Source organism: Actinomadura formosensis NBRC 14204 (assembly GCF_001552155.1).
Lineage (GTDB): Bacteria > Actinomycetota > Actinomycetes > Streptosporangiales > Streptosporangiaceae > Spirillospora > Spirillospora formosensis.
The window spans coordinates 16738-42090 of record NZ_BCQQ01000041.1 but is presented as its reverse complement, the minus strand read 5'-3'; the positions used below and the strand labels follow the sequence as shown (position 1 = coordinate 42090).

At 70.6% G+C, this 25353-nt stretch carries 19 protein-coding genes and 1 other RNA gene; 13 read left to right on the top strand and 7 right to left on the bottom strand.

Annotated elements, in window-relative coordinates; genetic code table 11:
• Nucleotides 1-75 precede the first annotated feature (75 nt).
• A complete protein-coding gene (locus AF1_RS13590; RefSeq protein WP_067797643.1) occupies nt 76-2031 on the top strand; it encodes an acetoacetate--CoA ligase in 1956 nt (651 codons plus the stop codon).
• A gap of 3 nt (nt 2032-2034) precedes the next feature.
• Here the strand turns inward: AF1_RS13590 and AF1_RS13585 are convergent, their stop codons facing one another.
• Nucleotides 2035-2691: a Uma2 family endonuclease gene (locus tag AF1_RS13585; RefSeq protein WP_165488317.1), complete on the bottom strand. Its 657-nt coding sequence runs from the start codon at nt 2689-2691 to the stop codon at nt 2035-2037.
• A gap of 339 nt (nt 2692-3030) precedes the next feature.
• Between AF1_RS13585 and AF1_RS13580 the strand changes: the two genes are divergently transcribed.
• Both AF1_RS13580 and AF1_RS13575 read left to right on the top strand, forming a co-directional pair.
• Complete coding sequence (locus AF1_RS13580; RefSeq protein ID WP_067797637.1) at nt 3031-4617, top strand: serine/threonine-protein kinase; 1587 nt, start codon at nt 3031-3033, stop codon at nt 4615-4617.
• Between the two features lie 123 nt (nt 4618-4740).
• Entirely contained in the window at nt 4741-9582 is a 4842-nt protein-coding gene (locus AF1_RS13575) for an NAD-glutamate dehydrogenase (RefSeq protein ID WP_067797635.1), read from the top strand.
• 277 nt (nt 9583-9859) lie between these two features.
• Here the strand turns inward: AF1_RS13575 and prfB are convergent, their stop codons facing one another.
• Nucleotides 9860-10975, bottom strand: a complete 1116-nt coding sequence (gene prfB / locus AF1_RS13570; protein WP_067797632.1) for a peptide chain release factor 2 — start codon at nt 10973-10975, stop codon at nt 9860-9862.
• Nucleotides 10976-11122: 147 nt separating this feature from the next.
• Between prfB and AF1_RS13565 the strand changes: the two genes are divergently transcribed.
• On the top strand, nt 11123-12181 hold the full coding sequence (locus AF1_RS13565; RefSeq protein ID WP_067797629.1) for a hypothetical protein: 1059 nt from the start codon (nt 11123-11125) through the stop codon (nt 12179-12181).
• Between the two features lie 33 nt (nt 12182-12214).
• On the opposite strand, the gene AF1_RS13560 is transcribed toward AF1_RS13565, so the two are convergent.
• A complete protein-coding gene (locus tag AF1_RS13560) occupies nt 12215-12400 on the bottom strand; it encodes a hypothetical protein (protein ID WP_067797625.1) in 186 nt (61 codons plus the stop codon).
• 409 nt (nt 12401-12809) lie between these two features.
• Here AF1_RS13560 and ftsE point away from each other — a divergent pair, with 409 nt between their 5' ends.
• From ftsE to ssrA, 6 genes are all read left to right on the top strand, one after another.
• Complete coding sequence (gene ftsE, locus AF1_RS13555; RefSeq protein WP_067797622.1) at nt 12810-13499, top strand: cell division ATP-binding protein FtsE; 690 nt, start codon at nt 12810-12812, stop codon at nt 13497-13499.
• 131 nt (nt 13500-13630) lie between these two features.
• Nucleotides 13631-14533 (top strand): permease-like cell division protein FtsX, encoded by a 903-nt coding sequence (gene ftsX / locus AF1_RS13550; RefSeq protein WP_067797620.1) that lies wholly within the window; start codon nt 13631-13633, stop codon nt 14531-14533.
• A 61-nt stretch (nt 14534-14594) separates the two neighbouring features.
• Nucleotides 14595-15788, top strand: coding sequence for a S41 family peptidase (locus tag AF1_RS13545; protein ID WP_067797617.1), 1194 nt, complete (start codon nt 14595-14597; stop codon nt 15786-15788).
• Between the two features lie 26 nt (nt 15789-15814).
• Nucleotides 15815-16321, top strand: a complete 507-nt coding sequence (gene smpB, locus AF1_RS13540) for an SsrA-binding protein SmpB (RefSeq protein WP_067797613.1) — start codon at nt 15815-15817, stop codon at nt 16319-16321.
• A 9-nt stretch (nt 16322-16330) separates the two neighbouring features.
• Nucleotides 16331-18244, top strand: a complete 1914-nt coding sequence (locus AF1_RS13535) for a penicillin-binding transpeptidase domain-containing protein (RefSeq protein ID WP_242608611.1) — start codon at nt 16331-16333, stop codon at nt 18242-18244.
• Between the two features lie 310 nt (nt 18245-18554).
• Nucleotides 18555-18927: a transfer-messenger RNA gene (gene ssrA, locus AF1_RS13530) on the top strand.
• Nucleotides 18928-19179: 252 nt separating this feature from the next.
• On the opposite strand, the gene AF1_RS13525 is transcribed toward ssrA, so the two are convergent.
• The 4 genes from AF1_RS13525 to AF1_RS13515 form a co-directional block, all read right to left on the bottom strand.
• Nucleotides 19180-19935, bottom strand: a complete 756-nt coding sequence (locus AF1_RS13525) for an SDR family NAD(P)-dependent oxidoreductase (RefSeq protein WP_067797610.1) — start codon at nt 19933-19935, stop codon at nt 19180-19182.
• Between the two features lie 39 nt (nt 19936-19974).
• Nucleotides 19975-20118, bottom strand: a complete 144-nt coding sequence (locus AF1_RS34325) for a hypothetical protein (RefSeq protein WP_157419184.1) — start codon at nt 20116-20118, stop codon at nt 19975-19977.
• Nucleotides 20119-20236: 118 nt separating this feature from the next.
• Complete coding sequence (locus AF1_RS13520; protein WP_067797607.1) at nt 20237-20731, bottom strand: nuclear transport factor 2 family protein; 495 nt, start codon at nt 20729-20731, stop codon at nt 20237-20239.
• A 25-nt stretch (nt 20732-20756) separates the two neighbouring features.
• The gene (locus AF1_RS13515; RefSeq protein ID WP_067797604.1) at nt 20757-21620 is read right to left on the bottom strand and encodes a TIGR03619 family F420-dependent LLM class oxidoreductase; all 864 of its coding nucleotides are present in this window, start codon (nt 21618-21620) and stop codon (nt 20757-20759) included.
• Between the two features lie 64 nt (nt 21621-21684).
• On the opposite strand from AF1_RS13515, the gene AF1_RS13510 reads away from it, so the two are divergent.
• The 3 genes from AF1_RS13510 to AF1_RS13500 are packed head-to-tail and all read left to right on the top strand — an operon-like array spanning nt 21685 to nt 25310.
• Nucleotides 21685-22341 (top strand): Crp/Fnr family transcriptional regulator, encoded by a 657-nt coding sequence (locus tag AF1_RS13510; RefSeq protein WP_242608610.1) that lies wholly within the window; start codon nt 21685-21687, stop codon nt 22339-22341.
• A 45-nt stretch (nt 22342-22386) separates the two neighbouring features.
• The gene (locus AF1_RS13505; protein WP_067797601.1) at nt 22387-23136 is read left to right on the top strand and encodes a hypothetical protein; all 750 of its coding nucleotides are present in this window, start codon (nt 22387-22389) and stop codon (nt 23134-23136) included.
• A complete protein-coding gene (locus AF1_RS13500; RefSeq protein WP_067797597.1) occupies nt 23136-25310 on the top strand; it encodes a hypothetical protein in 2175 nt (724 codons plus the stop codon). The genes AF1_RS13505 and AF1_RS13500 overlap by 1 nt, the downstream gene beginning before the upstream one ends.
• Nucleotides 25311-25353 lie beyond the last annotated feature (43 nt).

Here is a 25353-nt window from a genome sequence, read left to right as displayed (position 1 = left end):
GCAGGTTGCGCGGTACGCGGAGCGGGGCCGATATTGGGATGGCCGCGCACCGTGGCGCGGCGGGGAGGGAGAGAGATGGCCCGTGAGGTTTCCGAAGGTTCGGCGCTGTGGGAGCCGTCGCAGGAGGTCGTCGCCAAGGCGCGGGTGACCCGCTTCGCCCGATGGCTGCGGGACCGCGGCGTCCTCACGGAGTCCTATGACGACCTGTGGCGCTGGTCGGTCACGGAGGTCGACGCGTTCTGGGACGCGATCTGGTCGTACTTCGAGGTCGTCGGCGAGCGCGGCGACGGCCCCGTCCGGACGGGCGGCCCCATGCCGGTGGACGGCCTGAAGTGGTTCCCGGGCGCGACCCTCAACTACGCGGCGAACGCGCTGCGCAGGGCGCGGGAGACACCCGACGAGACGGCGGTGGTCTTCCGGTCGGAGGCGGGCGGGCACCGGGTGCTGACCTACCGGGAGCTGGCGCTGCACGTGGCGGAGGTCCGCGCGGGCCTGGCCGACCTGGGCGTGGGCAAGGGCGACCGGGTCGCCGCCTACATCCCGAACATCCCCGAGGCGCTGATCTGCTTCCTGGCGACGGCGTCGCTCGGCGCGATCTGGTCGTCGTGCTCTCCCGACTTCGGGTCCTCCTCGGTGATCGACCGGTTCGCGCAGATCGAGCCGAAGGTCCTGATCGCCGTGGACGGCTACGCCTACAACGGCAAGCGGTTCGACCGCCGCGGGATCGTCGGCGAGATCGAGGCCGCGCTGCCGAGCCTGGCCGCCACGGTCCTGATCCCCTACCTCGACCCGGCCGCGACCCCCGAGGGCCTGCGCGTGGGGGTGCACTACGCCGACCTGCCCCGTCCCGGCCGCGACACGCTGGAGTTCGAGGACGTCCCGTTCGACCATCCGCTGTGGGTCGTCTACTCGTCCGGCACCACGGGCCTTCCCAAGCCGATCGTCCACGGCCACGGCGGCGTGGTCCTGGAACACCTCAAGGCCCTGTCCTTCCACCAGGACCTCGGCCCCGAGGACGTGTTCTTCTGGTTCACCACCACCGGCTGGATGATGTGGAACTACCTCATCGGCGGCCTCCTGGTGGGCTCCACCATCGTCATGTACGACGGCGCCCCACTCGACCTATGGGGGCTCGCCGCCGACAACGGCGTCACCTACATGGGCGTGGGCGCGCCCTACATCATGGCCTCGGCCAAGGAGGGCCGCCGCCCCGGCGAGGAAGTCGACCTGTCCGGGCTGCGCGGCATCGGCTCCACGGGCTCGCCGCTCCCGCCCGAAGGCTTCGCGTGGGTGTACGACACGGTCGGCAAGGACCTGCTGCTCGGTTCCTTCTCCGGCGGCACCGACCTGTGCACCGGCTTCGTCGGCCCGTCGCCGCTGCTCCCGCTGCGCGCCGGCGTCATCCAGTGCCGCGGCCTCGGCGCCAAGGTCGAGGCGTTCGGCGAGGACGGCAAGCCGGTCGTGGACGAGGTCGGCGAGCTGGTCATCACCGAGCCCATGCCGTCCATGCCGGTGTTCTTCTGGAACGACGAGAACGGCGAACGCTACCGGGACTCCTACTTCGACATGTATCCGGGCGTGTGGCGGCACGGTGACTGGATCAAGATCCTCCCGGACGGCGGCTGCGTCATCTACGGCCGCTCCGACTCCACCCTGAACCGCGGCGGCGTCCGCATGGGCACGTCCGACTTCTACCGCGTCGTCGAGGCGTTCGACGAGATCACCGACAGCCTCGTCATCGACACCGGCCGGCTCGGCGAGGAAGGCCGGCTGCTCCTCTACGTCCAGCTCGCCGAGGGCGTGTCCCTCACCGACGACCTGGTGCGGAGCCTGCGGCGCGAACTGCGCTCCGCGCTGTCGCCCCGGCACGTCCCGGACGAGATCACCGCCGTCCCCGGCATCCCCCGCACCCTGTCCGGCAAGAAGCTGGAGGTCCCCGTCCGCAGGATCCTCCAGGGCACCCCGGTCGACAAGGCCGCCAACCGCGACTCCATGGCCAACCCGGAGGTCCTCCCCCACTTCACCCCGTAGGAGCTACTCCGTCCAGGGCTTCCACCGCTCGGTGTCGATCTCGAAGCCGAGCGGCTCCGGAAGCCGGATGATCTCGCCGAACTTCCACGTGTGGAGCGGTTCGTACGTTCCCGCCTGGACGTCCGGCTCACCGTAGAGGGTGACTCCGGGCATCTGCGGGTCACGGTCGACGAGCAGGTAGAACGGGATGCCCGACTGAGCGTAGGCACTCCACTTGGTGCCGGGCGCCTGCACAAGCCGCGGGGGGCGGTCGTAACCGGCGTTCGACGGTGAGGTGATCTCAACGACCGCCTCTACCTCGTGGGGCAGCACATGCCTGCGATCCTCATCGTCGACCCTCTCGGCGACCTGCTTGTCCATGATGATGAGGTCGGGCACGCAGCCGTCTCTGACCGGTACCAGATTGAGTTCGTTCGTCTGCACGCTTTCCCAGCGGAACCCCGGATCGGCCGTCTCTGCCGCGTACATTGCACGGTCAATGGCCTTTGCCACGCGATTGTGGCGGAAGGCGGGAGCGGGTGACACGACGATCTCTCCTCCGATGACCTCGACCCGGCTGCCGTCGTTCGGGAGGTTGATCTCGTCGGCGAGTTCTCCCCGGACCCACAGGGCATAAGGAGTGTCCGACAGCGTGTAATGCGCAACGGCTGCAACGGCCATGACACTGGGCTCCCTGTTGGCAACGGATCGTGACATCGTAAGGGTGAAGATGGCCTCATCGTACCGAGAACGCGGAAAGATCAGCGGGTGCGGGCGCGGCGTCCGGTGCGGGCGCGGCGTCCGCCGGACGTTGCCATGCGGTCAGTTCCTCTTCGGCGACACCCTACTCGGCCGTACCGCTGTGAGAAGCGCTGGTATTAGGGTAGTTCTCCTGCTAGATCGCGTCGTAGAGTCGCAGGATCGGGTGAACTTCCCTCGGGTTTCGGGCGTCACATACTCGAAGGGGTGATCCGGGCTGGGGGGCACGGCCCGTCGATCGAGAGAGGGACGGTTCCACGCATGGAGGTTGGGGCGCTGCGGTCCGGTGACCCGGATCGGCTGGGGTCGTACGCCCTGATCGGCCGGGTGGGCGAGGGCGGGCAGGGCACGGTGTTCCTCGGCGTGGCCGAGGACGGCCGGCAGGTCGCGATCAAGCTGCTGCACGCCGAGCTGACGTCGGACGACAAGGCGCTCGCCCGGTTCCTGCGGGAGCTGGAGGTCGCCAAGCAGGTCGCGCCGTTCTGCACGGCCCAGGTGATCGACGCGGACGCGACCGGCGACCGCCCCTACATCGTCAGCGAGTACGTGCCCGGACCGTCGCTGAACCAGCAGGTCCAGGCGGACGGCCCGCTCGGCGGCGCGGCGCTGGACCGGCTCGCGGTCGGCACCGCGACGGCCCTCGCGGCGATCCACCAGGCGAAGATCGTCCACCGTGACTTCAAGCCGCACAACGTGCTGATCGGCCCGGACGGCCCGCGCGTCATCGACTTCGGCGTCGCCCGCGCGATCAGCGGCGCCACCACGCTCACCAGCCGGGTGATCGGCACCCCGTCCTACATGGCGCCCGAGCAGATCAGCGGCGACGAGGTCGGCACGCCCGCGGACGTGTTCTGCTGGGCCGCGACACTGGTGTTCGCGGCGACCGGGCAGGCCCCGTTCGGGCAGGACACCATCCCCGCGGTGATCAACCGGATCCTGCACGAGGAGCCGGACCTCGGCGACCTCGACGGCGCGCTGCGCGAACTGGTGCTCGACTGCCTGGAGAAGGACCCGGAGCGGCGGCCCGGCGCGCGGCAGGTGCTGATGCGGCTGCTCGGGCACGAGGAGGCGGCCGGACGTCCCGCCGCCCGGTCCGGCGCCACCGACGAGACCGCGATGCTGGCCGCCGGGTCCGTGCTGGCCGCCGAGGCCGCCGAGGGCGAGGACGTCTTCGACCCCGACCCCGTGTTCGGCGACGACCCCGTCTTCGACGATGCCGCCGACCCGGCCGACGAGGCCGTCTTCCGGGACCCGGAGGCGCCCGCGGCGGCGGCGGCCTTCCACAGCGCGGCCCCGGACGGCACCGACCCGGGGGGCGACGGGCCGGCCGCACCGGCCGGATGGGGCGCCGACACCACGCTGCCCCGCGATCTCGTCGCGGGCGGCGCCGGCGGTGGCGGCCTGCGGCGCACCCTCGCCGGGTCCGGACGGTCCGCGCTGCTGGCCGGAGCCGCCGCGCTGTTCGTCGCGATCGTGGTGGTCTCGTCCGTGCTGGTGCTCAGCCCCGGCGACAAGGGCAAGGCCGGCCAGAAGGTCAGCGACCCGAGCGCGTCGCCCGCGTTGAGCGTCGAGCCGAGCACGGCGCGGCCGACGACGCACCGGCCCGTGCAGCAGACCACCGCCCCCTCCCGCGGGCCGGCCCCGTCCGGCACGCCCACGCCCACCGAGAGCCCGTCGCCGTCCGGCACGCCCACGCCCACCGGCGTTCCGACCGATCCGGCGACCACGAAGCCGACGACGAAGCCCAGTGACACCCCGCCCGACCCGTCCAACCCGCCGCCCGACCCGTCCAACCCGCCGCCCGGCTCCGGCACGGGGAGCGGGGGCGCCGGCGGCGGCACCGGCTGACAGGGTGGCGCAGGCCACGTTTACGGCTCCGTAGAGCGGGGCCGCTTTGCGGTATTCCCCGGCTAAGGTCGTGCAGTGAGCGGCGCCACAAAGAGGTGGCGAAGGTCTCAAGGGAGTTGTTGCATGAGCGGCATGCTCGATCAAGCGAAGGACGACCTGCTCAGGCGGGCCGCTGAGACGTGCGCACAGCGTCCGGGGGCCCGCGGCGGGGACACGGCGGAGGTCTTCGACTACCTCCGCCTGTACTACCGGCAGGTCGCCCACGAGGACCTGCTGGCCCGGAGCCCGGCGGACATCTGCGGCCCCGCGATGGCGCACCGGGCGCTCGGCGAGGAGCGGCCGCAGGGACGCCCGAAGGTGCGCGTCTTCACCCCCACGCTGGAGGAGTACGGCTGGGACCCCGGCCACACGGTCGTGCAGGTCGTGACCGACGACATGCCGTTCCTGGTCGACTCGGTGACGGCGGAGCTGACCCGGCACCAGCTGACCACGCACATGATCGTCCACCCGCTGCTCGGTGTGGACCGCGACGTCGCGGGCCACCTGAAGGCGTTCCGCCACAAGCTCGACAGCGGCACCGACGTCGACGAGTCCTGGATCCACATCGAGGTGGACCGCACCAGCGACAAGGCCGTCCTGGAAGCGCTGGAGAAGGACCTCGTGCGCGTTCTGCAGGACGTCAGGGTCGCCGTGGAGGACGAGCCGAAGATGCGCGCTCGCGCCGGTGAGATCGCCGCCGCGATCCGGGAGCATCGGCCGCCGCTGCCGGACAAGGAGCTCGCCGAAGGCGTCGAGCTGCTCGACTGGCTGGCCGACGGGCACTTCACGTTCCTCGGCTACCGGGACTACACGCTGATCGACGACGGTGCCGCGCTGCGTCCCGAACCGGGCACCGGCCTCGGCATCCTGCGCAGCGACAAGCGCGAGTCCGACAGCTTCGCCGCGCTGCCGCCGGAGGTCCGCGAGCGGGCGACGGAGAAGCACCTGCTGGTGCTCACGAAGGCGAACTCCCGCTCCACCGTCCACCGCCCCCTCTACCTCGACTACATCGGGGTGAAGAAGTTCGACGAGTCCGGCGAGGTCATCGGCGAGCGCCGGTTCCTCGGCCTGTTCACGCACGTCGCCTACAGCGCCTCGATCGCGCACGTGCCCGTCCTGAAGCGCAAGCTGGAGGAGGTGCTGGAGCGCGCCGGCTTCACCCCCGACAGCTACGACGGCCAGGACCTCATCGAGATCCTGGAGAGCTACCCGCGCGACGAGCTGTTCCAGATCTCGGTGGACGACCTGCTGAAGATCTCGCTCGGCGTGCTGCGGCTGCGCGAGCGCCGCCAGCTGAAGCTGTTCCTCCGCAAGGACCTGTACGGACGCTACATGTCGTGCATGGTCTACCTGCCGCGCGACCGCTACACCACCAAGGTCCGGCTGCGCATCCAGGGGCTGCTGAAGGAGGCGTTCGAGGGCGTCAGCGTCGACTACAGCGCGAACGTCACCGAGTCGATACTGGCCCGGCTGCACGTCGTCGTCCGCGGCGAGCGCGGCCGTCCGCTACCGGACGTGGACGTGTCCGAGCTGGAGGACCGGCTCGCGAACGCCACCCGCTCCTGGGAGGACGACCTCGCCGAGGCGATCGTCGAGCAGTGCGGGGAGGAACGGTCCCGGACGCTCGGCGGCGTGTTCGGGGAGGCGTTCCCGGAGGGGTACAAGGCCGACTTCCCGGCCCGCACCGCGGTCGCCGACCTGCGCCGCCTCGACGAGCTGTCCGGCGGCGAGGACACCTCGATCAACCTGTACGAGCCGTACAGCGCCGAGCCCGGCGAGCGGCGGCTGAAGATCTACCGGCTGGGCGATCCGATCTCGCTGTCGCGCGTCCTGCCGCTGCTGCAGAACATGGGCGTCGAGGTGGTCGACGAGCGCCCGTACGAGATCCGCGCCAACGACGAGCGCCGGTTCTGGATCTACGATCTCGGGCTGCGGTACGTCCCGCCGGAGGACGTCCCCGAAGAGGCCATCAAGGACCTCTTCCAGGACGCGTTCATGGCGCTGTGGCGCGGCGAGATCGAGAACGACGGGTTCAACGCGCTCGTCCTGCACGTCGGCCTCAACTGGCGCGAGGCGATGATCCTGCGCGCCTACGCCCTGTACCTGCGGCAGATCGGCACGACGTTCTCCAAGCGGTACATCGAGCAGGTGCTGCTGCGCAACGCGGCCCTCACCCGGCTGATGATCCGGCTGTGGGAGAGCCGCCTCGACCCGTCCATCCAGGGTGGCGAGGAGGAGCGTAGCGCCGGGATCACCGAGGAGATCCAGGGCAAGCTCGACGACGTCGCCAGCCTCGACGAGGACCGCATACTCCGCGCCTACCTGGCGCTGGTCCAGGCGACCCTGCGCACGAACCACTACCAGGGCAAGCCGTACCTGGCGATGAAGTTCGCCCCGGAACGCATCCCCGACCTGCCGCAGCCGAAGCCCGTGTACGAGGTCTTCGTGTACTCGCCGAAGGTCGAGGGCGTGCACCTGCGGTTCGGGTCGGTGGCGCGCGGCGGGCTCCGCTGGTCCGACCGGCGCGAGGACTTCCGCACCGAGATCCTCGGCCTGGTCAAGGCGCAGGCGGTGAAGAACACCGTCATCGTCCCGGCCGGCGCGAAGGGCGGCTTCGTCGGCAAGCAGCTACCCGACCCGTCCGTCGACCGCGAGGCGTGGCAGCGGGCCGGAATCGCCTGCTACAAGGACTTCATCTCCGGCCTGCTCGACCTCACCGACAACCTCGTGGACGGCAAGGTCGTCCCGCCGCCGAACGTCGTCCGCCACGACGGCGACGACACCTACATGGTCGTCGCGGCCGACAAGGGCACCGCGACGTTCTCCGACATCGCCAACGGCGTCGCCGCCGAGTACGGATTCTGGCTCGGCGACGCGTTCGCCTCCGGCGGGTCCGTCGGCTACGACCACAAGGCGATGGGCATCACCGCACGCGGCGCCTGGGAGTCGGTCAAGTACCACTTCCGCTCGCTCGGCGTCGACGTCCAGAACGAGGACTTCACGGTCGTCGGCATCGGCGACATGTCCGGGGACGTGTTCGGCAACGGGATGCTCCTGTCGGAGCACATCCGGCTCGTCGCCGCGTTCGACCACCGGCACATCTTCATCGACCCCGACCCCGACGCGGCCGCCTCGTTCGCCGAACGCCGCCGCCTGTTCGAGCTGCCGCGCAGCAGCTGGGCCGACTACGACACCGCGCTGATCTCCAAGGGCGGCGGCGTCTTCCCGCGCACCGTCAAGTCGATCCAGATCACCCCGCAGATCCGGGAGGCGCTCGGCATCGGGGACGGGGTGAAGACGCTCACCCCGTACGAGCTGATCCGGGCCATCCTCAAGGCGCCCGTCGACCTGCTGTGGAACGGCGGCATCGGCACCTACGTCAAGTCGTTCATCGAGAACAACGCCGACGTCGGCGACAAGGCCAACGACCCGGTCCGGGTGGACGGCTCCGAGCTGCGCTGCAAGGTCGTCGGCGAGGGCGGCAACCTCGGCGTGACCCAGCTCGGCCGCATCGAGTTCGCACGCGGCGGCGGGATCATCAACACCGACTTCATCGACAACTCCGCCGGTGTCGACACCTCCGACCACGAGGTCAACATCAAGATCCTGCTCGACCAGGTGGTGCGGGACGGCGAGCTGACCGGCAAGCAGCGCGACGGCCTGCTCTACGAGATGACCGACGAGGTGGCCCGGCTCGTCCTGCGCGACAACTACGCGCAGAACGCGGTGCTCGCCGCGGCCCGCGCGCAGGCGCCTGCGATGCTGCACGTCCACGCCCGGTACATGCGCAAGCTGGAACGCGACGGCCGGTTGAAGCGGCGCCTGGAGTTCCTGCCGGACGACAAGGCGCTCGCGGAACGGCGGCAGTCCGGGCTCGGGCTGACCGGCCCCGAGTTCTCCGTCCTGCTCGCCTACGCCAAGCTCGCCCTGGACGCCGAGATCGTCACGTCGGACCTCCCCGACGACCCCTACCTGGAGTCGTGGCTGGTCGACTACTTCCCGACGCCGCTGCGCGAGCGGTTCCGCCCGCACATGGACCGGCACCCGCTCCGCCGCGAGATCATCACGACGGCGGTGGTGAACGACGTGGTCAACGCCAGCGGCTCCACGTTCGTGTTCCGGATGAACGAGGAGACCGGCGCGTCCTCGTCCGACATCGCCCGCGCCTACCTGGTCGCGCGCGACGTGTTCGAGATGCCGCGGTTCTGGCGGGCGGTGGAGGGTCTCTCCCACCAGGTGACGGAGTCCACGCAGATCGCGATGCTGCTGGAGGCGCGCAAGCTGACCGAGCGCGGCGCCCGCTGGCTGCTGCACAACCGGCGTCCCCCGTTCGACATCCGGGAGAGCATCGACTTCTTCAGCGGCGGCGCCGTGACGCTCGGCGCGCAGGTGCCGAAGCTGCTGGCCGGGCTGGACCTCGCCGCGTTCGAGCAGCGCCGTGACGGCTTCGCCGAACTGGGGGTGCCGAGCGAGCTGGCCGAGCAGTGCGCCGCGTTCGTCCCCGCCTACTCCACGTTCGACCTGGTCGGCGTCGCGCACGACACGGGACGTCCGGTGGAGGAGGTCGCCGAGGTCTACTTCGACCTCGCGGACCGTCTCCAGCTGTCCCGGCTGCGGGAACGCATCATCTCGCTGCCGCGTGACGACAAGTGGCGCTCGATGGCCCGCTCCGCGCTCCGCGACGACCTGTACGCGGCGCACTCCGCCCTCACCCGGGACGTCCTCATCACCAGCGAACCGGGTGCTCAGCCGGAGGAACGCCTGATCCACTGGGCGGAGAAGAACAAGACGGCCGTCCAGCGCGCGCAGCAGACCCTGAGTGAGATCTGGGAGAGCGACAGCTTCGACCTGGCCACCCTTTCGGTCGCCCTGGGCGCGATCCGCACCCTGGTGACCACCAGTTCCCTGCCTTCCAGCGAAGGCTAGGACGTGTCATGCCGTGCCGCCCGCCCCGCTCCGGGGCGGGCGGCACGCTTTTCAGCGGCCGCCCGAGGCAGTGCGGAGAGAGGCAGTGCGGAGGGGTAGGTCGCCGGATGCCGGGTCGATTCTGCTGCAGCGGTCAGAGGAGCGGGACCACCCGGCACCCGGCGAGATCAAGGACCGTGGACGGCCACGGTCTGCGGTACCCGCCGTCGCGGTTCGCTCACCCAACCTGCCCGTTTCGGGGTGAAGTACGCCTTCGTCCTTCCCGGCGGCAGCCGGATCAGGCCGGCTCCTGCTCCTGCTGGCGCATCCAGCGGATCTCGGCCTCGATGAACTCGTCGATCTCACCGTCCAGGACCGCGGACGGGTTGCCGGCCTCGACGCCGGTGCGCAGGTCCTTCACGATCTGGTACGGGTGCAGCACGTAGTTGCGGATCTGCGTGCCCCAGCTCGTGGTGGTGTCGCCGCGCAGCTCGGAGAGCTTGTCCGCGTCCTCCTGCCGCTTGCGCTCCAGCAGCTTGGCCTGCAGGACGTTCATCGCCGTGGCCTTGTTCTGCAACTGGCTGCGCTCGTTCTGGCAGGACACCACGATCCCGGTCGGGATGTGCGTGATCCGCACCGCCGAGTCGGTGGTGTTGACGCCCTGCCCGCCCGGACCGGACGACCGGTAGACGTCCACCCGCAGGTCGTTCTCGTCGATGTCGACGTGGTCGCTCTGCTCCACCACGGGAACGATGTCCAGGCCCGCGAACGACGTCTGCCGGCGGCCCTGGTTGTCGAACGGGGAGATCCGCACCAGCCGGTGCGTCCCGTGCTCGCCGCGCAGCGTCCCGTACGCGTAGGGGGCCTTCACCGTGAACGTCGTCGACTTGATGCCGGCCTCTTCGGCGTAGGACGTCTCGTAGACCTCCGTGGGGTAGCCGTGCCGCTCGGCCCAGCGCAGGTACATCCGCTGGAGCTGCTCGGCCCAGTCGGCCGCGTCCACCCCGCCGGCCTGCGCGTTGATGGTGACCAGCGCCTCCCGGGCGTCGTACTCGCCCGACATGAGCGTGCGCACTTCGAGCTGCTGGACGGCCTTGTGCAGCGAAGCGAGCTCGCCGTCGGCCTCCGTGCGCGTGTCGGCGTCGTCCATCTCCTGGGCCAGCTCGTACAGCGTGGCGACGTCGTCGAGCCGCTGCCGCAGGCCCTCCACCCTGCCCAGCTCGCTTTCGAGGTGCGACAGCCGGCGCGTCACCGACTGGGCGCGCTCCTGGTCGCTCCACAGGTCAGGGTCGGCGGACTGCTCGCGCAGCTCGGCGATGTCGCGCCGCATGCTGTCGAGGTCCAGCACCTGCTCGATGCCGGTCAGTGTCGCGCCGAGCTCCTTGAGCTGCTCTTCGGGTTCGATGCCTGCCACGGTCCGAGCCTATCGTCGTCCCGGCAGTGCTCACCGCGTCGCGGGCGCCGCCCGGGGGCGGGACCAATATCATGTCGGTGGCAGAATCACGGGCCGAGGAGGTCGGCCGACGACGGCCGGCACGGAGTTCGGTCCGGGGGACGGGTCTTGCACAGGTTCCTGCGGGTGATCGCGGCCGGGGTGCCGCTCATCCTGGCGCTCACGGTCGCGGGCTGCGCCGAGGGCGAGACGGAGGCGCGGCCCACCGTCGCCGTGCCCCAGACGTCCCCGCCGGCGCTGGTGCCGCTGACCCCGGACGTCGCGGCGCGCGCGTTCCAGACCTATGTCACCGACGAGGACGTGGCCCGCGCCGCCGGCGACGAGCGGCTCGCGTTGACGTGGACGTCCGACGGCCAGTCCCAGCTCACCGCCGCCGAGTTCCGCAAGGCCGCCTACGACGGCGACCCCGTGCGGCGTTTTGTCTACGGCAAACCCGAGCTGTACGTGCCGAGGTTGAAGGACGCCGCCTACCCGCAGTGGTTCGTGGTGTCCGTCGACCGTTCCGTTCTGGGCAAGCCCAAGAGCGAACGCAGGGCGCTGATGGCGTTCATCTTGCGCGGGCGCTCCGACCACTGGAAGCTCACGCTCGCGACGTTCCTTCAGGAGAAGACCAAGGAGCCGAAGGTCGCGATCGACGCCGACGGGTACGCGACCGCGTTGAGCACGAACGACCCGTCCGTCCTGATCCGTCCCCGCGACGTCGGCGGCATCCAGGCGACGATCGCGGCGGAGGGCGACGGCAGCGTCGCCGCCAAGGTGATGAAGTCCAACGCCGTGACGACCGGCTTCTACCAGGACGCCAGGCGCGAGAAGAAGAAGGCGAAGAAGAAGGACCTCACGCTTCAGGTGGTCTACACGGCGACGCCGTTCCCCTACTTCGGGCTGCGGGCGAAGGGCGGCGGCGGGCTGGTCGTCTACTCGCTGTTCCGCAACACCTCGCTCATCGCCAAGGACCCCGGCACCCCCGAGCCGGAGATCCCCGAGGACGCCGAGCACCTGCTGGACGGGACGGTGGAGGGCAACGAGGTCGACACGACCGCGACCCTGCACTTCGCCGCGTTCGACCCGCCGAAGGCGAAGCAGGGCGAACCGCAGCCGAAGGCGCACATGATCGCCGATGAGGGCGCCGTCACGAAGGCCGCCACACCGCCGCTCAAGAAGCCCTGACGTTCACGAGGCCCTGGCCGGCCGGCGTTGTCGCTAGCCGTAGACGCGGCGCAGCACGAGGGCGACGAACAGCAGGGCGACGAGCGCCGCGAGGACCAGCGCCGGAGGGACGACCGGGCCGTGCCGGTGCAGCTCGGACCGGGCCTCCCGGCAGGTGGGGCAGCGCCCCTCGACCACCGGGTTCGAGCACCGAGCGCAGATCAGATGTTCGCAGCTCATGTCGGGGGCCCCAATCTCCGTGGTCGGCACGTGGGTCCGTGCGAGGAAGCGTCCGCTTCTACGGTGTCCGTCACTTATTAGGTATCTTTCGCCGTCATCCAGCGTAGCCGGACTGTATGGTCGTTCCGGCAAGTCCGGGAGCCGGAAGGTACGAAACGGCCGGACGTCGGGAGACGGTTCACATGGCACTGATCGGAACGAACACACAGGTCGAGCCGAGTGATGCCCCCGAACGCCCCTACCGCGCCGAGTGGGACGAGGTAGTTCCCCGTCCCCTCTACACTGCTCGAAGGCTCCGCGTCCCACCCGGTCGTGAAGCCGGGCGGCGCAGGCAAGTGCTCACGGATGCGTCCGTGGCCGCGGGCCGGGCCGCTTCCCAACCCCTACAGCGAACCGCCGTGATGCAGCCGTGATCCATTTCGACAACGTCACCAAGGTCTACCCGAGCCAGAACCGGCCCGCCCTGCAGCATGTGAACGTCGCCATCGAGAAGGGCGAGTTCCTGTTCCTGGTGGGCCCGTCCGGCTCCGGTAAGTCGACCTTCCTGCGCCTCGTCCTGAAGGAGGAGCGTCCTTCCCAGGGTCACGTGCACGTGGCGGGCAAGGACCTGAGCAAGCTGAGCAACTGGAAGGTGCCGCACCTGCGCCGCAGGATCGGCTGCGTCTTCCAGGACTTCCGCCTCCTGCCCAACAAGAACGTCTTCGAGAACGTCGCGTTCGCCCTTGAGGTGATCGGCAAGCCGCGGCGCTTCATCGGCAAGGTCGTCCCGGAGGTCATCGACCTCGTCGGCCTGGAGGGCAAGGCCCACCGGATGCCGGACGAGCTGTCCGGCGGCGAGCAGCAGCGCGTCGCGATCGCGCGGGCGTTCGTCAACCGGCCGATGATCCTGCTGGCGGACGAGCCCACGGGGAACATCGACCCCGCCACCTCGATCGGCATCATGAAGGTGCTCGACCGCATCAACCGGACCGGCACCACCGTCGTCATGGCCACCCACGATGCCGCTATCGTCGACGCGTTCCGCAAGCGCGTCGTCGAACTGGAGGACGGCAGGATCGTCCGCGACCAGTCCCGCGGCGTGTACGGCCAGGCGTACTGACCATCTGAACCATCGATTCCCGCCGGGGCGCGCGAGGGCCCGGAGGCGGGGGCCGCCCGCATCGGGCCGTGTTTCCCCACGAGGCCGCCCGGAGCCGGGGGCGGACCCAAGGCGATCAAGGACAGCGAGGCATGCGCGTACAGTTCGTTCTCCAGGAGATCTGGATCGGTCTCCGCCGGAACATGACGATGACGATTTCCCTCGTCATCACCGTCGCCATCGCCATGGCGCTCTTCGGCACCGGGCTGCTCCTGCGACAGCAGGTCGACGCCTCCAAGAGCTACTGGTACGACAAGATCGAGGTCTCGGTCTTCCTGTGCACCAAGACGAGCTCCAACCCCAGCTGCCAGAAGCAGGACGTCACCGACCAGCAGCGGCAGACGCTCAAGGCGACCCTGGACAAGATGCCCCAGGTCTCCCACGTCGAGTACGAGAACAAGCAGCAGGCGTACGAGCGGTTCAAGGACCGCTTCTCCGGCTCGCCCGGCTTCGTGGAGAGCACCCGTGAGGGCGACATCCCCGACTCGTTCCGGGTCAAGCTGAAGAACCCGGAGGAGTACAAGGCGGTCGCGCAGGCGATGCTCCAGCCCGGCGTCGACACGGTCATCAACGAGCAGGAGATCCTGAAGCGGTTCTTCCGGATCCTGAACGGCCTGCAGGTGGCCGCGCTGACGATCGCGCTGATCCAGGTGATCGCGGCGGTGATGCTGGTCGGCAACACCGTCCGGCTGTCGGCGTTCAACCGGCGCCGGGAGACCGGCATCATGCGGCTGGTCGGCGCGTCCAACACCTACATCCAGATGCCGTTCATCCTGGAAGGCGCCATCGCGGGCCTGATCGGCGGCCTGTTCGCCTCCATCCTGCTGGTGTTCAGCAAGAAACTGCTGGTCGACAGATTGGCGGGGGACGTCCAGCTCGTCAGCCAGCTCGGCTGGGGCAAGGTGATCGCCGTCATCATCGTGTCGATCTCCTTCGGTGTCCTGCTCTGTGCCGCCTCGTCGTTCCTGACATTGCGCAGATACCTGAAGATCTGATGCCGTCCGGGCGAGGGCGAGACGCCGGAACCGGTCCGTCCGGCGGCCCTACACTTGCCGCATGTTCCGGTCCGTGCCGCCGCTGAGGAGGCGGCCGGGGCACGCGCTGCGCGGGACCGCCGTCGCGGCGGCGATCGTCTGCGCGTACGGCGCCGGCGTCGTGAGCGGCTCGGGCTCGCAGCGGCACACGGCCGTCGCGGGCGGCGGCTCGGTGCTGGACGAGGCCGCCGCGCAGATCCGCGGGCGCGCCGCGACGCCGGTCGACCGCGGCGAACTCGACCGCGCCGCCATCGAGGGCATGCTGCGCGGCCTCGGCGACAGGTGGGCGCACTACTACTCGGCCCGCGAGTTCGACGACGCCGAGGGGCGCCTGACCGGACGGTACAGCGGTGTCGGGCTGTGGCTCGGCGGCGACGGCGGCTCCCGCGTGCTGGTCGCCAGCGTCCAGCCGGACACGCCCGCCGCGCGCGCCGGCGTCCGGGCCGGGGACGTCGTCACCGCCGTAGGGACCACGTCCGTGGACGGCTGGGACATCTCGCGGGTCGCCGAGGCGCTACGCGGACGTCCGCGCGACACCGTCGAACTAACCGTGCGGCGCGACCGTCGAACCAAACGGTTCCATCTCGTCCGCGCACCGGTTCCTGGAGGAAATGTCACGGTGACCGATCTTCCGGAGCACGCGTGCCTCATCCGCGTCGGCGCCTTCACCCGCGGGACGGGACGGGACGTCCGCGACGCCGTGACCGGGCGGACGCCGTCCGGGCGGCCCACCGGCGGCGTCCTGCTCGACCTGCGCGGCAATCCCGGCGGGCTGCTGGACGAGGCGGTCGAGACGGCGTCGGCGTTCCTGCCCGGCGGCCCCGTCGTGACGTACGAGCCGCGCGGCAGGCCCGTCCAGCGGCGCACGGTCAGCGCGCCCGGCGACGCGAAGACCCCGCTGGTGGTGCTCGTCGACGCCGGCACCGCCAGTGCCGCGGAGATCGTCGCGGGCTCCCTGCGCGACCGCGACCGCGCGGTGATCGTAGGATCGCGTACGTACGGCAAGGGCTCGGTCCAGGAACCGATCACGCTCGCCGACGGGTCCGTCATCGAACTGACCGTCGGCCGCTATCGCACCCCCGGCGGCCGCGACCTTGACGGGGTCGGGATCGAGCCCGACGTGGCGGTGTCGGCCGACCGGCCGCCCGACGTGGCCGAGCGGCGCGCCCGGACGGTGCTGCACGGCCTGCACGCGACGATGCCGGGCACAGACTGACGACGGCCGGACAAGGACTGAGTGACGTGGCACGGGACACCGGGCGCAAGAAGGACACAGGGAAGAAGGACGCTGGGCGCAGGCTCATCGCCCAGAACAAGCGAGCCCGCTACGACTACCACATCGACGACACGTGGGAGGCGGGCATGGTGCTCATGGGCACCGAGGTGAAGGCGCTGCGCGCCGGACGCGCATCCCTCGCCGACGGCTATGCGCACGTGAGGGACGGCGAGGTGTGGCTGGAGAACATCCACATCCCCGAGTACGCGCAGGGCACCTGGACGAACCACGCGCCCCGCCGGCGCCGCAAGCTGCTGTTGCACAAGCGCGAGATTCAGAAGATCATCGCGAAGTCGGAGGAACCCGGCTGGACGCTGATCCCGCTCTCCCTGTACTTCAAGGACGGGAAGGCCAAGGTCGAGATCGGCCTCGCCCGTGGTAAGAAGTCCTACGACAAGCGCCAGGCCATCGCCAAGCGGGAAGCCGAGCGGGAGATGCAGAAGGCGGCGGCGGCCCGGTTCAGGAGACGGTGAAGGGTGTCGATGACGAACCGAGGCCGGAGGCGGGGGCCGCACGGGACGCCGCGCCGGGCGGTGGCGATGACCGCCTGCGCCGCCCTGGTCGGGACCATGACCACGGGATGCTGGGCCGAGCAGTCGGCGATGCCCGCCGTCCGCGACTTCCTGATCGCCTGGCAGGTCGGCAACTACAAGGCCGCCGCCCGCGGGACGGTCGGCGCGGACAGGGTGCGGGTCGCCGACGCCCTCAGCCGCGTCCGCCAGCAACTCGACGCCGCGTCGCTGCGGCTGTCCCTCGGCACCGAGGTGGAGGGCAGCGACGTCGACCAGATCGTCAAGAAGGGCGACGAGGCCGACGCGCGCTTCACCGTCAAGATCGACCTCGGTGAGAACGGCCAGCCGTGGGAGTATCCCGGGCTGATGCACCTGCGGCGCGTCGGCGGCACGTGGAAGATCGTCTGGAACCAGACCATCATCAACACGAAGCTGAAGCCGGGACAGCGGCTCGCCGTCGTGACCGAGGTGCCCAAGCGCGCCCCGATCACCGACGCGCAGGGGCGCCCCGTGCTGAGCGAGGTCCGCGCCTACAACGTCGGCGTGTACCCCGGGCAGCTCTCCGACCCGGAGAAGACGCTGGAGGAGCTCTCCAAGCAGACCAAGATGGACGGCGGCCGCCGGCTGGACTCCGAACGCCTCCTCGGCCGCGTCCGGTCCGCCCCGCCGCAGACGTTCCTGCCGCTGCTCACCCTCCAGGTGCCCACGCACAACGCGCTCCTCCGGCGGCTCAGCGCCATTCCCGGGCTGCGGTTCGACGAGATCAAGGCGCCGATCGCGCCCGCGTACGCGCCCGAGCTGATCGGCCATCTCGGTCCCGCCACCGCCGACCGGCTGCAGCAGGTCGGCGCGCCCTACCAGCCGGGCGACACGATCGGCGTCAGCGGCATCCAGCTGCTCCAGCAGCGCCGCCTCGCCGGCACGCCCACCGTCCGCGTCGTGGCGCAGGACGAGTCCGGCGCGAACAGCGAGGAGCTGCGGTCCTGGCCGGGCCAGCCGCCGCAGGACGTCCAGACCACCCTCGACCCCGCCTACCAGAGGCGCACCGACTTCGCACTCCAGGGACTGCAGTATCCGGCGTCGATGGTGGTGGTGCAGCCGAGCACCGGCCAGGTGCTCGCCGTGTCCAACCGTGGGACGAACGGCGAGAACCGCGCGTTCGAGGGCCGCTACCAGCCCGGCATGACGTTCGGGATCGTGTCCGCGGAGGCGCTGTTCTCCCAAGGGGGGATGAACCAGGCCACCGAGACGACCTGCCCCGCCAGCGTCACCGTCGGCGGCAAGACGTTCACCAGCCAGGCCCGCGGGGAAACCAGCTTCGCCAACGCGTTCGCCGGGTCCTGCAAGACGACCCTCGCGCAGCTGGGAGGCAAGCTGGACGGGCAGGCACTCGTCCGCCAGGCGGCGCAGTTCGGGATCGGCAAGGACTGGGGGCTGTCCATCCCCGCCTTCACCGGGTCGGTACCCGCTCCCGGCGACGACGGCGAGAAGGCCGCCGCCATGGTCGGCGAAGGAAAGGTCGAGGTGAGCCCCCTCACCATGGCCCTGGTGGCCGCCGCCGCGCAGAGCGGCACCTGGCGGCCCCCGTACGTCCTCAAGGACGTCACCGCGCCCGGCCAGACGCCCCCGCCGCTGAGCCTGCCGCCCGAATCCATCGCGAGCCTCAAGAAGGTCCTCACCCGCACCGCCACCCAAGGCAACGCCCACGCCGCCCGCGTCTCCGGCGACGTCGTCGGCGTCGCCGCCCTCGTGGAAGGCGGCAACGGCAAGAAGCCCGTCTCCTGGTTCGTCGGCTCCAGCGGCGACCGTGCCTTCGCCATCGCCGTCGAAGGCCCCGTCAACACCGCCAAACTCGCCGCCCGGTTCCTGACCGGCCACGCCTGACCCGGCTTTGTCAGCTCTTTACGGCCGGAGCGCAACCAACCCGCCGCTCCCCGGCGTCTTTACGGGTGACTGAGCCACCCGCTTGGGGGGTTGCGGGACTCAGTCGCCGTGATGAGACCAGAGCCTCGTCTCGGGGGAGGCTCTGCCGTCCGGACCGGCCCGACCCTGCCGGTCGACCCCGGTGGGCGCGACATTGCACGCGCCCACCGGGGTTCACGCGTGCAGACGGGAATTACGTTGCCCCTCCACGCGTTATTCTTGTAACGTCATCGTGCGGACGTCCTGGACGCCCGCTTTGACAACTGAACATGGGGGTGACCGGCTTCGACTTCGGTCGTTCGAGCCAGGGGAAGCGGGTCGAGGGTTGCTGTCGTGACCTCGTAAATCCTGTGACAGCAAACCAATAACTGCCAACAAGAAGCAGTCCGAGTTCGCCCTCGCCGCCTGAGCGAGGAGCGAACTCTGTCAGCCCGGGAGCGTCTCCGACCCGGGGCCTGGCATCGTAAGGAGACTCCACCTGCAAGCCCGGTCGCGGGGCCTGTAGGGAAACCGAACAGCGACTGAGCCCGTCGGCGACACGCCTGCGTGAGCGCCGGGACTGAGAAAACGCCAAGCAGGCTGCACCCGGAGAAGCCCTGACCCATCACCGAAGGACGCGGGTTCGATTCCCGCCACCTCCACTCGGAGTTGGGAGTGGTGTGCCCACGGAAAGCGTGGGCACACCACTCCTTCGCCGTGCTTGCCTGGGGGGCGACCCCCAGACCCCCGGTGTGGGGGCTCCGCCCCCACGCCCCCTCCCGGCTGGGCTTGTCGTCACCGTGCGGGTTGGTGCGGGGTGCGGTTGTGAGGAACGTCTAGGAGTGGCTGTCCGCGAGATGTGCGGGTGGTCGCTCCTTTTTCATGTGTGGATGGGTGGCCGATCCCGGAGGGATGCGTTAGCGAAGCTTGATTGCTCCGCCGTCGGCCATGAGGGTCTGTCCGGTCATGTACTGGGCGTCGTCACTCGCGAGGAAGGCGACGATCGGGGCGACGTCCCGATCGGGGTCGCCGAAGCGGCCCAGGGGTACCTTGGCGGCGGACTGCGCGTACTGTTCGGGGCGTGCCTCGGCCCACTGGACCACGCCGGCCGTCAGGGCCATGGGGCAGACCACGTTGACGCGGATGTTGAGCGGTGCCCACTCGTTGGCCACGACTCGGCTCAGGCCGCGGATGGCCTCCTTCGCCGCCGCGTAGGACGCCTGGTTGGGCTGGCCGTCGAGCCCGGCGCCGGAGCCGAAGTTGATGACCGACGCGTTGCCCGTCTTCCTCAGTTCCGGGAGAGCGGCGAGCATGAAGTTGCGGGTGGCGTACAGGCTGGTGTCCATGGCGAGGCTCCAGTCGTCGTCCGTCTGCTCCTCGAACGGCTTCTGGCGCGACGCGCTCGCGTTGTTCACCAGGACGTCGAGCGTCCCGAAGTGTTCGACGGCCGTCGCGACGGCGAGGTCGGCGATGGCCCGGTCCGAGACGTCGCCGGGCAGGAAGACCACGGCGTCGCCCAGTTCGCGGGCGAGCGCCTCCCCGGCCTCCTGCTGCAGGTCGACGACGACGACCCGGGCGCCGCGTGCGACGAACAGTTTCGTGATGGCGCCGCCGATGCCGCTGGCGCCCCCGGTGACGATGGCCGACTTGCCTTGCAGGCCGAGAGAACTCATGAGTCGCTTCCTTCCGTGGGTCCTGCGACGCAGACGCTCTCAGGCGGGCCGTCCCGCGGGAAAGGAGACGGCCGGGATGGTCGGCGAGGCGTCTGCGGGGCGGTGGACGTGCGGGATCGCGAGGACGGTGAGGCACCCGAGGGCTGCGGCGAGCACCGCCAGGACCTCGGCTGTTCTGATCACCTCATCTCCTCCCAAGAGGGCGGACCGTACCCGGGGATGATCGCGTTATGTGTTCTTGTGATCACAAAAACGGCGCCTCTCGGTGGCCGGCATCGCACTCGGCGGGGAGCGCGGGCCGTCACTCTTTCGTCGTGTTCGCCGCATTCCCTCCCGGCTGGGCCTGTGGTTCACCGTGCGGTGGGGGTGTGAGGGTCTTCAGGGCCCGGTCGGGTTCCCAGTGGGCTCTCAGGGAGGTGATTCGGCCCTCTTCGTTCACCGTGTAGATCAGGACGCAGTCGATCGTCATGGTGGAGCCGTCGGGGGTGGTCGTGGTGATCGTCGTTACGTTCGCGCAGCAGGGGCCGTTGGCGAAGGAGCCGGCGATCGTGAAGTGGAAGCCGGCGATGGTGGAGATGAAGCCGTCCCAGAAGGCCCCGATGGCTTCCGGGCCCCGGTGACCGTTGCCGGAGGGGTCCAGGAAGGACGGGCCCACAGGGTCCTCCACCAGGGCGTCCTCGGTGAAGAGGTTCAGCCAGTCGTCCTTGCGGCCTTCGGCCACGGCGGTCATGGAGGCTCGGGCGGCACGGCGGGCCGGATGGTCCGCGTCGGGAGCGTTCCAGCTGATCGCGTCCATGAGGCAAATTGTAACGTGTTCTCGTTTACTGGGCCTTGGCGATCACCGTCTCGGCGAAGCGCTCCAGGTGCTCGATTTTCTTGGCGAGGGGTTCGGTGTCGGGGCCCTTGGCGTAGGGCGTCCGGAAGCCGACGATCACGTCGGTGACGCCTTTGTCCGCCAGGCGCTTCACGCCGTCGGGTGTGTAGGCGTCCATGGAGATCACGTGGACCTCGAAGGGGGCGGCGGCCTTGCCTTCCTGCTCCCGGATGTTGTTCAGCCTGGTCAGGAGTGCGTCCAGATCGCCGCCGCCGGCGTGCATCCAGCCGTCCCCGCGGACGACGGCGCGGCGCAGGGCCGGCTCGCTGTGCCCGCCGACGAGGATCGGGAAGGGGTGTGCCGGGGTCATCTTGATGGCCGGGACGTCGAAGAACTCGCCGTGGAACTCGAAGTACTCGCCGGTGCTGAGGCCGCGGACGATGTCGATCGCCTCGTCCATGCGCTTGCCGCGCCGTTCCCACGGGACGCCCATCACCTGGAAGTCCTCGGGCCAGGGGCTGATGCCGACGCCGAGGCCGAGCCTGCCGTTGGTCAGGGCCGCGACGGAGGTCGCCTGCTTTGCGACCAGGACGGGCGGGCGTACGGGGAGTTTGAGGACGAACGGCGTGAAGCGGATCCTGGCGGTCACCGCGCCCAGGGCCGCGATCAGGGTGAAGGGCTCGATGAAGGGCTTGTCCTCAAGGAACTCCCGGCCGCCGTCCTGGGTGTAGGGGTAGGCCGAGTCCGACTCCTTCGGGTAGACGAGCGAGTCGGCGATGGACATGCTCGCGTACCCGGCGTCCTCGGCGGCCCTGGCCAGCGGCGCGTAGAACGACGGGTCGGTCATGGCCTCGGCGTAGGTGAACCTCATGGCCGAGATGGTAGAACGCGTTTCAGTTTTGTGCCAGGCGGTGGGTGGGGAGCATGATGGGCGGGTGATCCCGGATCCCGTCGGTGTCTCGGTGCGGACGTGGGAGCCGCTCGTCGCGGCAGGTGTGGAGCGGCGGTTCCGCGCGGGCGACGTCCTGCTGCGCCAGGGCGATCCGCCGCAGTACGTCCTTCTCCTGATGGCGGGCAGGGTGAAGGCGCTGCTCACTCTTCCGGACGGTGAGGTGCTGCTCCTCGCCGTGCGCGGGCCGGGGGAACTTCTCGGCGAGATCGCGGTGCTGGGCGGCGAGGACCGGTCCGCGACGGTCATCGCGGTCGATGCGTGCGTCACCCGGGTGCTGGCCGCGGACCGTTTCCGCGCGCTGCTGCGTTCGTCCGGGGCGGAGACGGAACTGCTGCGGCGCGCGATGCGGCGGCTGCGTGAGGGGGAGGCGTGGCGAGCCGAGACGGCGGCGCTGCCCGCCGGGCCCCGCGTCGTCCGGGCGCTGCTGCGGCTCGCCGTGCCGGGCGGAGACGGCCCGCTGGACGTGGGGCTCGGTCAGCTGGAGATCGGCCAGGCCGTCGGCCTGTCCCGCGGTGTCGTCGCGGCCGAGCTGGCGCACCTTCGTGAGCTGGGCGTCGTCTCGACGGAGCGCGGGCGTACGGTGATCACCGACCCTCCCCGGCTGCGCGCATTGGCCGCATCGGGCCGCGGATCTGTCTGATATCTGACAGTGCCGTGGCGCGGTCATCCTCCAGGGTTGTGGCCCATGGAAGAGTTCCGCGCCGTTCTCGTCGTCGATGCCGAGAAGTTCAGCGCCCACCGTGATGCCGACTTGACCGACGTCCACCTGGAGATCCGGCGCGTCCTCGCGGCGGCCTGCGCGGCCGGCGGTCTCGGTGACACCTGGGAGAACGTCCGATTCATGGAGAGCACCGGGGACGGTGTCCTCGCCGTCCTCCCGCACAAGGCGGTGCCCGCGCTCATCGACCCCTTCCCACGGTGCCTCCAGGACGCGCTGGCCGAGAGCGCCCCGCGGCTGCGGGCGCGGGGGCTGCGGCTCCGGCTGCGGGTCGCGCTGCACGTGGGGCTGGTGGACGACGAACGCCCCGACGCGCCCGGCATCTCCACGGCCGTCATCGACGCCTGCCGGCTTCTCGACAGCCGGCCGCTGCGCGACGCCCTTGAGCAGAGCGATCCCGAGGTGACCTTCGCGGCCCTGCTGCTGTCCTCGGAGCTGTTCACCGCCTATGTGGCGGGCGGGCGGAGCGGTCTCAGGGAGAGCCAGTTCACCGAGGTGAAGGTCCAGGTGAAGAGCTACGACAAGCCCGCCTACCTCTACGTGCCGGTTCCCTCCGGGAAGGGGCGGGGGGACGGTGCCGGGGTGGTGGCGAAAGACGGCGAGGGGCCTCCGCCTCCGGTGCCCGGGACGTCCATCAGCGGCATCACGATCAGCGGAGACGGCTCCCGGAACGCGTTCGGCAACACCGTCGGCGGCGACTTCCGGCAGGAGGGGTGATGACGGCGATCGACGACGTCACGATCACCGGGGACGGCTCCCAGAACGCGTTCGGCAACACGGTCTCCCGCGACCTGGTCCTCAACCAGCTCAGCTTCGTGCGCGCCCGTCCGTCGATGGTCCTGTCCCGCGGTGAGATCGACGACCGCGCGGCGGGCTACGTGCCCGCCCGCAACCACGACGTGATCATGAACGTCCTCCAGCGCGACCGTATCGTGGCGCTCGCCGGGCCCGCGGGCGCCGGTGTCACGACCACGGCGATCGCGGCACTGCGGGAGCTGCGGCCGCGCCTGCCGATCCGCCTGTTCTCCACCGGCGAGGACGATGTGGAGGAGATCTCGGGAGCGGAGCACGGTTACCTGATCCGCGCGGCCGACGAGGAGGAGTCGCGGCTGCGGTCCTGCCTGGAGGCGGTCCGCACGTCCGGGGGCTTCCTCCTGGTCGTGGGCACCGAGGCGGAGCAGCGCCGGTTCGCCGGGTTCCTCCCGGCGATCCGGGTGCAGCCGCCGCCCGCGGACGCCGTCTACCGGCGCCGGCTGGAGCGGCTCGGTCTCGGCGGTACGCACTGGCCGGACTGGCCGCGTGCCGTGGAGCTGCTGAAGGAGGCGTCGCCGGGAGACGCCCGCCGCCTCGCCGACCTCGTCACGGAGATCGGTATCCCGCGCGAGGTCGAGCGGGCCTACCTCGGCTGGAAGGAGGAACTGCGCGGCTGGTTCACCGAGCACCGGGAACTGCGGGATCAGAGCCTGTTCATCGCGGCCGCGACGATCGCGCCGGCCGATGAGACCAGCGTCTACGGCGCCGCGCTCTCGCTGGCCCGGGAGCTGGGGATCAGGATCGAGGGCGGCGGCCTGGTGTGGTGCCCGTCCCCGGGGCTGCTCGGCCTGCTGGGCGCGGAGCGGGAGGACGGCCGGCTCGTGTTCCGCCGGCCCGGGTACGCGGCCTCGGTGCTGCGGCACGTCTGGGACGACTACCCGCTCGCCCGGGGCGATCTGCTGTCGTGGCTGTCGTCGCTGCCCACCGACGGCGTCGTGGTCCTCGATCCGGGGCTGCGGCGCAAGCTCGTCGAGGTGTTCGCCGACCTCGCCGCCGAGCACGGGGCGGTGGAGAAGATCGTGCGGATGGCCGAGGCGTGGGCCGGGAACGGGGAGGCCGACCTGGCCTACGTCGCACTGGCGCGAACCTGCCTGCACCCGCTGGTCGGGGGCCGGGTGCGCAGAATGCTCTACGAGTGGTCCAGGCTCCGGTATGCGCCGCAGACGCTGAAGCTGACGGTGGCGCGGGTCTGCGAGGTGCTCGGCGAGACCCACGTGACGATCGCGCTGACCCGGCTGAAGCACCTGGTGACCCACGGCAACGAGCAGGTGCGGGACGAGGTGCTGGACGTCGCGCGCGCACTGGCCGGGATCCATCCGCGGGAGGTCGCCGCCGCCGCCGCGGAGTGGTGCCGGACGGCCCCGCGGCTGAGAGCGGAGCAGGACGGGCTCCGGCGGGCGCAGGCGGGGCTGTGGCTGCTGCTCGACCTGCTGCCGGGCGGGCCCGCGCACGGCGGGCCGTATCCGCGGGACGTGCTGGACTGGATCGGCTACTTCGCGCGAGGTGGCGGCGAGCGGCTGCGCCCGGTGGCGCTGGAGGCCGCGCTGGAGATGGCGCGCCACCATCGCGGCGCGGTGCTCGGCGCGGCGCTGGCCTGGGCGGGCAACGCCGACGGCCGTCCGTACGGTGAGGCGATGCCCCGGGCGGAACTGGCGACGTCGCTGTTCCTGCGCCTGGCCGCCGAACGGGACGCCGACGGGCTCGCGGTGACGCTGACCGGCCCCGCCGCGGTCCGGCCCGCGGTGTGCGCGCCCGCGTGGTGCGTCGCGGTCGCGGCCGAGACCGGGAAGGCGACCGTCGGCGACGCATTCCTCGATGTGGCCGGGCTGTGGCTGGACACGGCCGTCGCGCGACCGGGGCTGCGGCCGGGGATCGTCCGGCTGTTCGCGACGGCGGCCGGCGGCGATCCGGCGCACCGGTCCCTGCTGGTGGACCTGGTCCGCGGGTGGGCGGACGCCCGCCGGGATCGCCGGGACGTCCGCGACGACGTCCTGATGGAACTGCTCATGCCCGAGTGGCGGCGGCTGCTGCTGGTGCTGTGGGTGTCGCTCCGGCGGATGCTCGCGGGGGGCGGGTGAGCGCGGGGGCGCCTTGCCCGGAGGGGTGGGGGGTGGTTCGGTG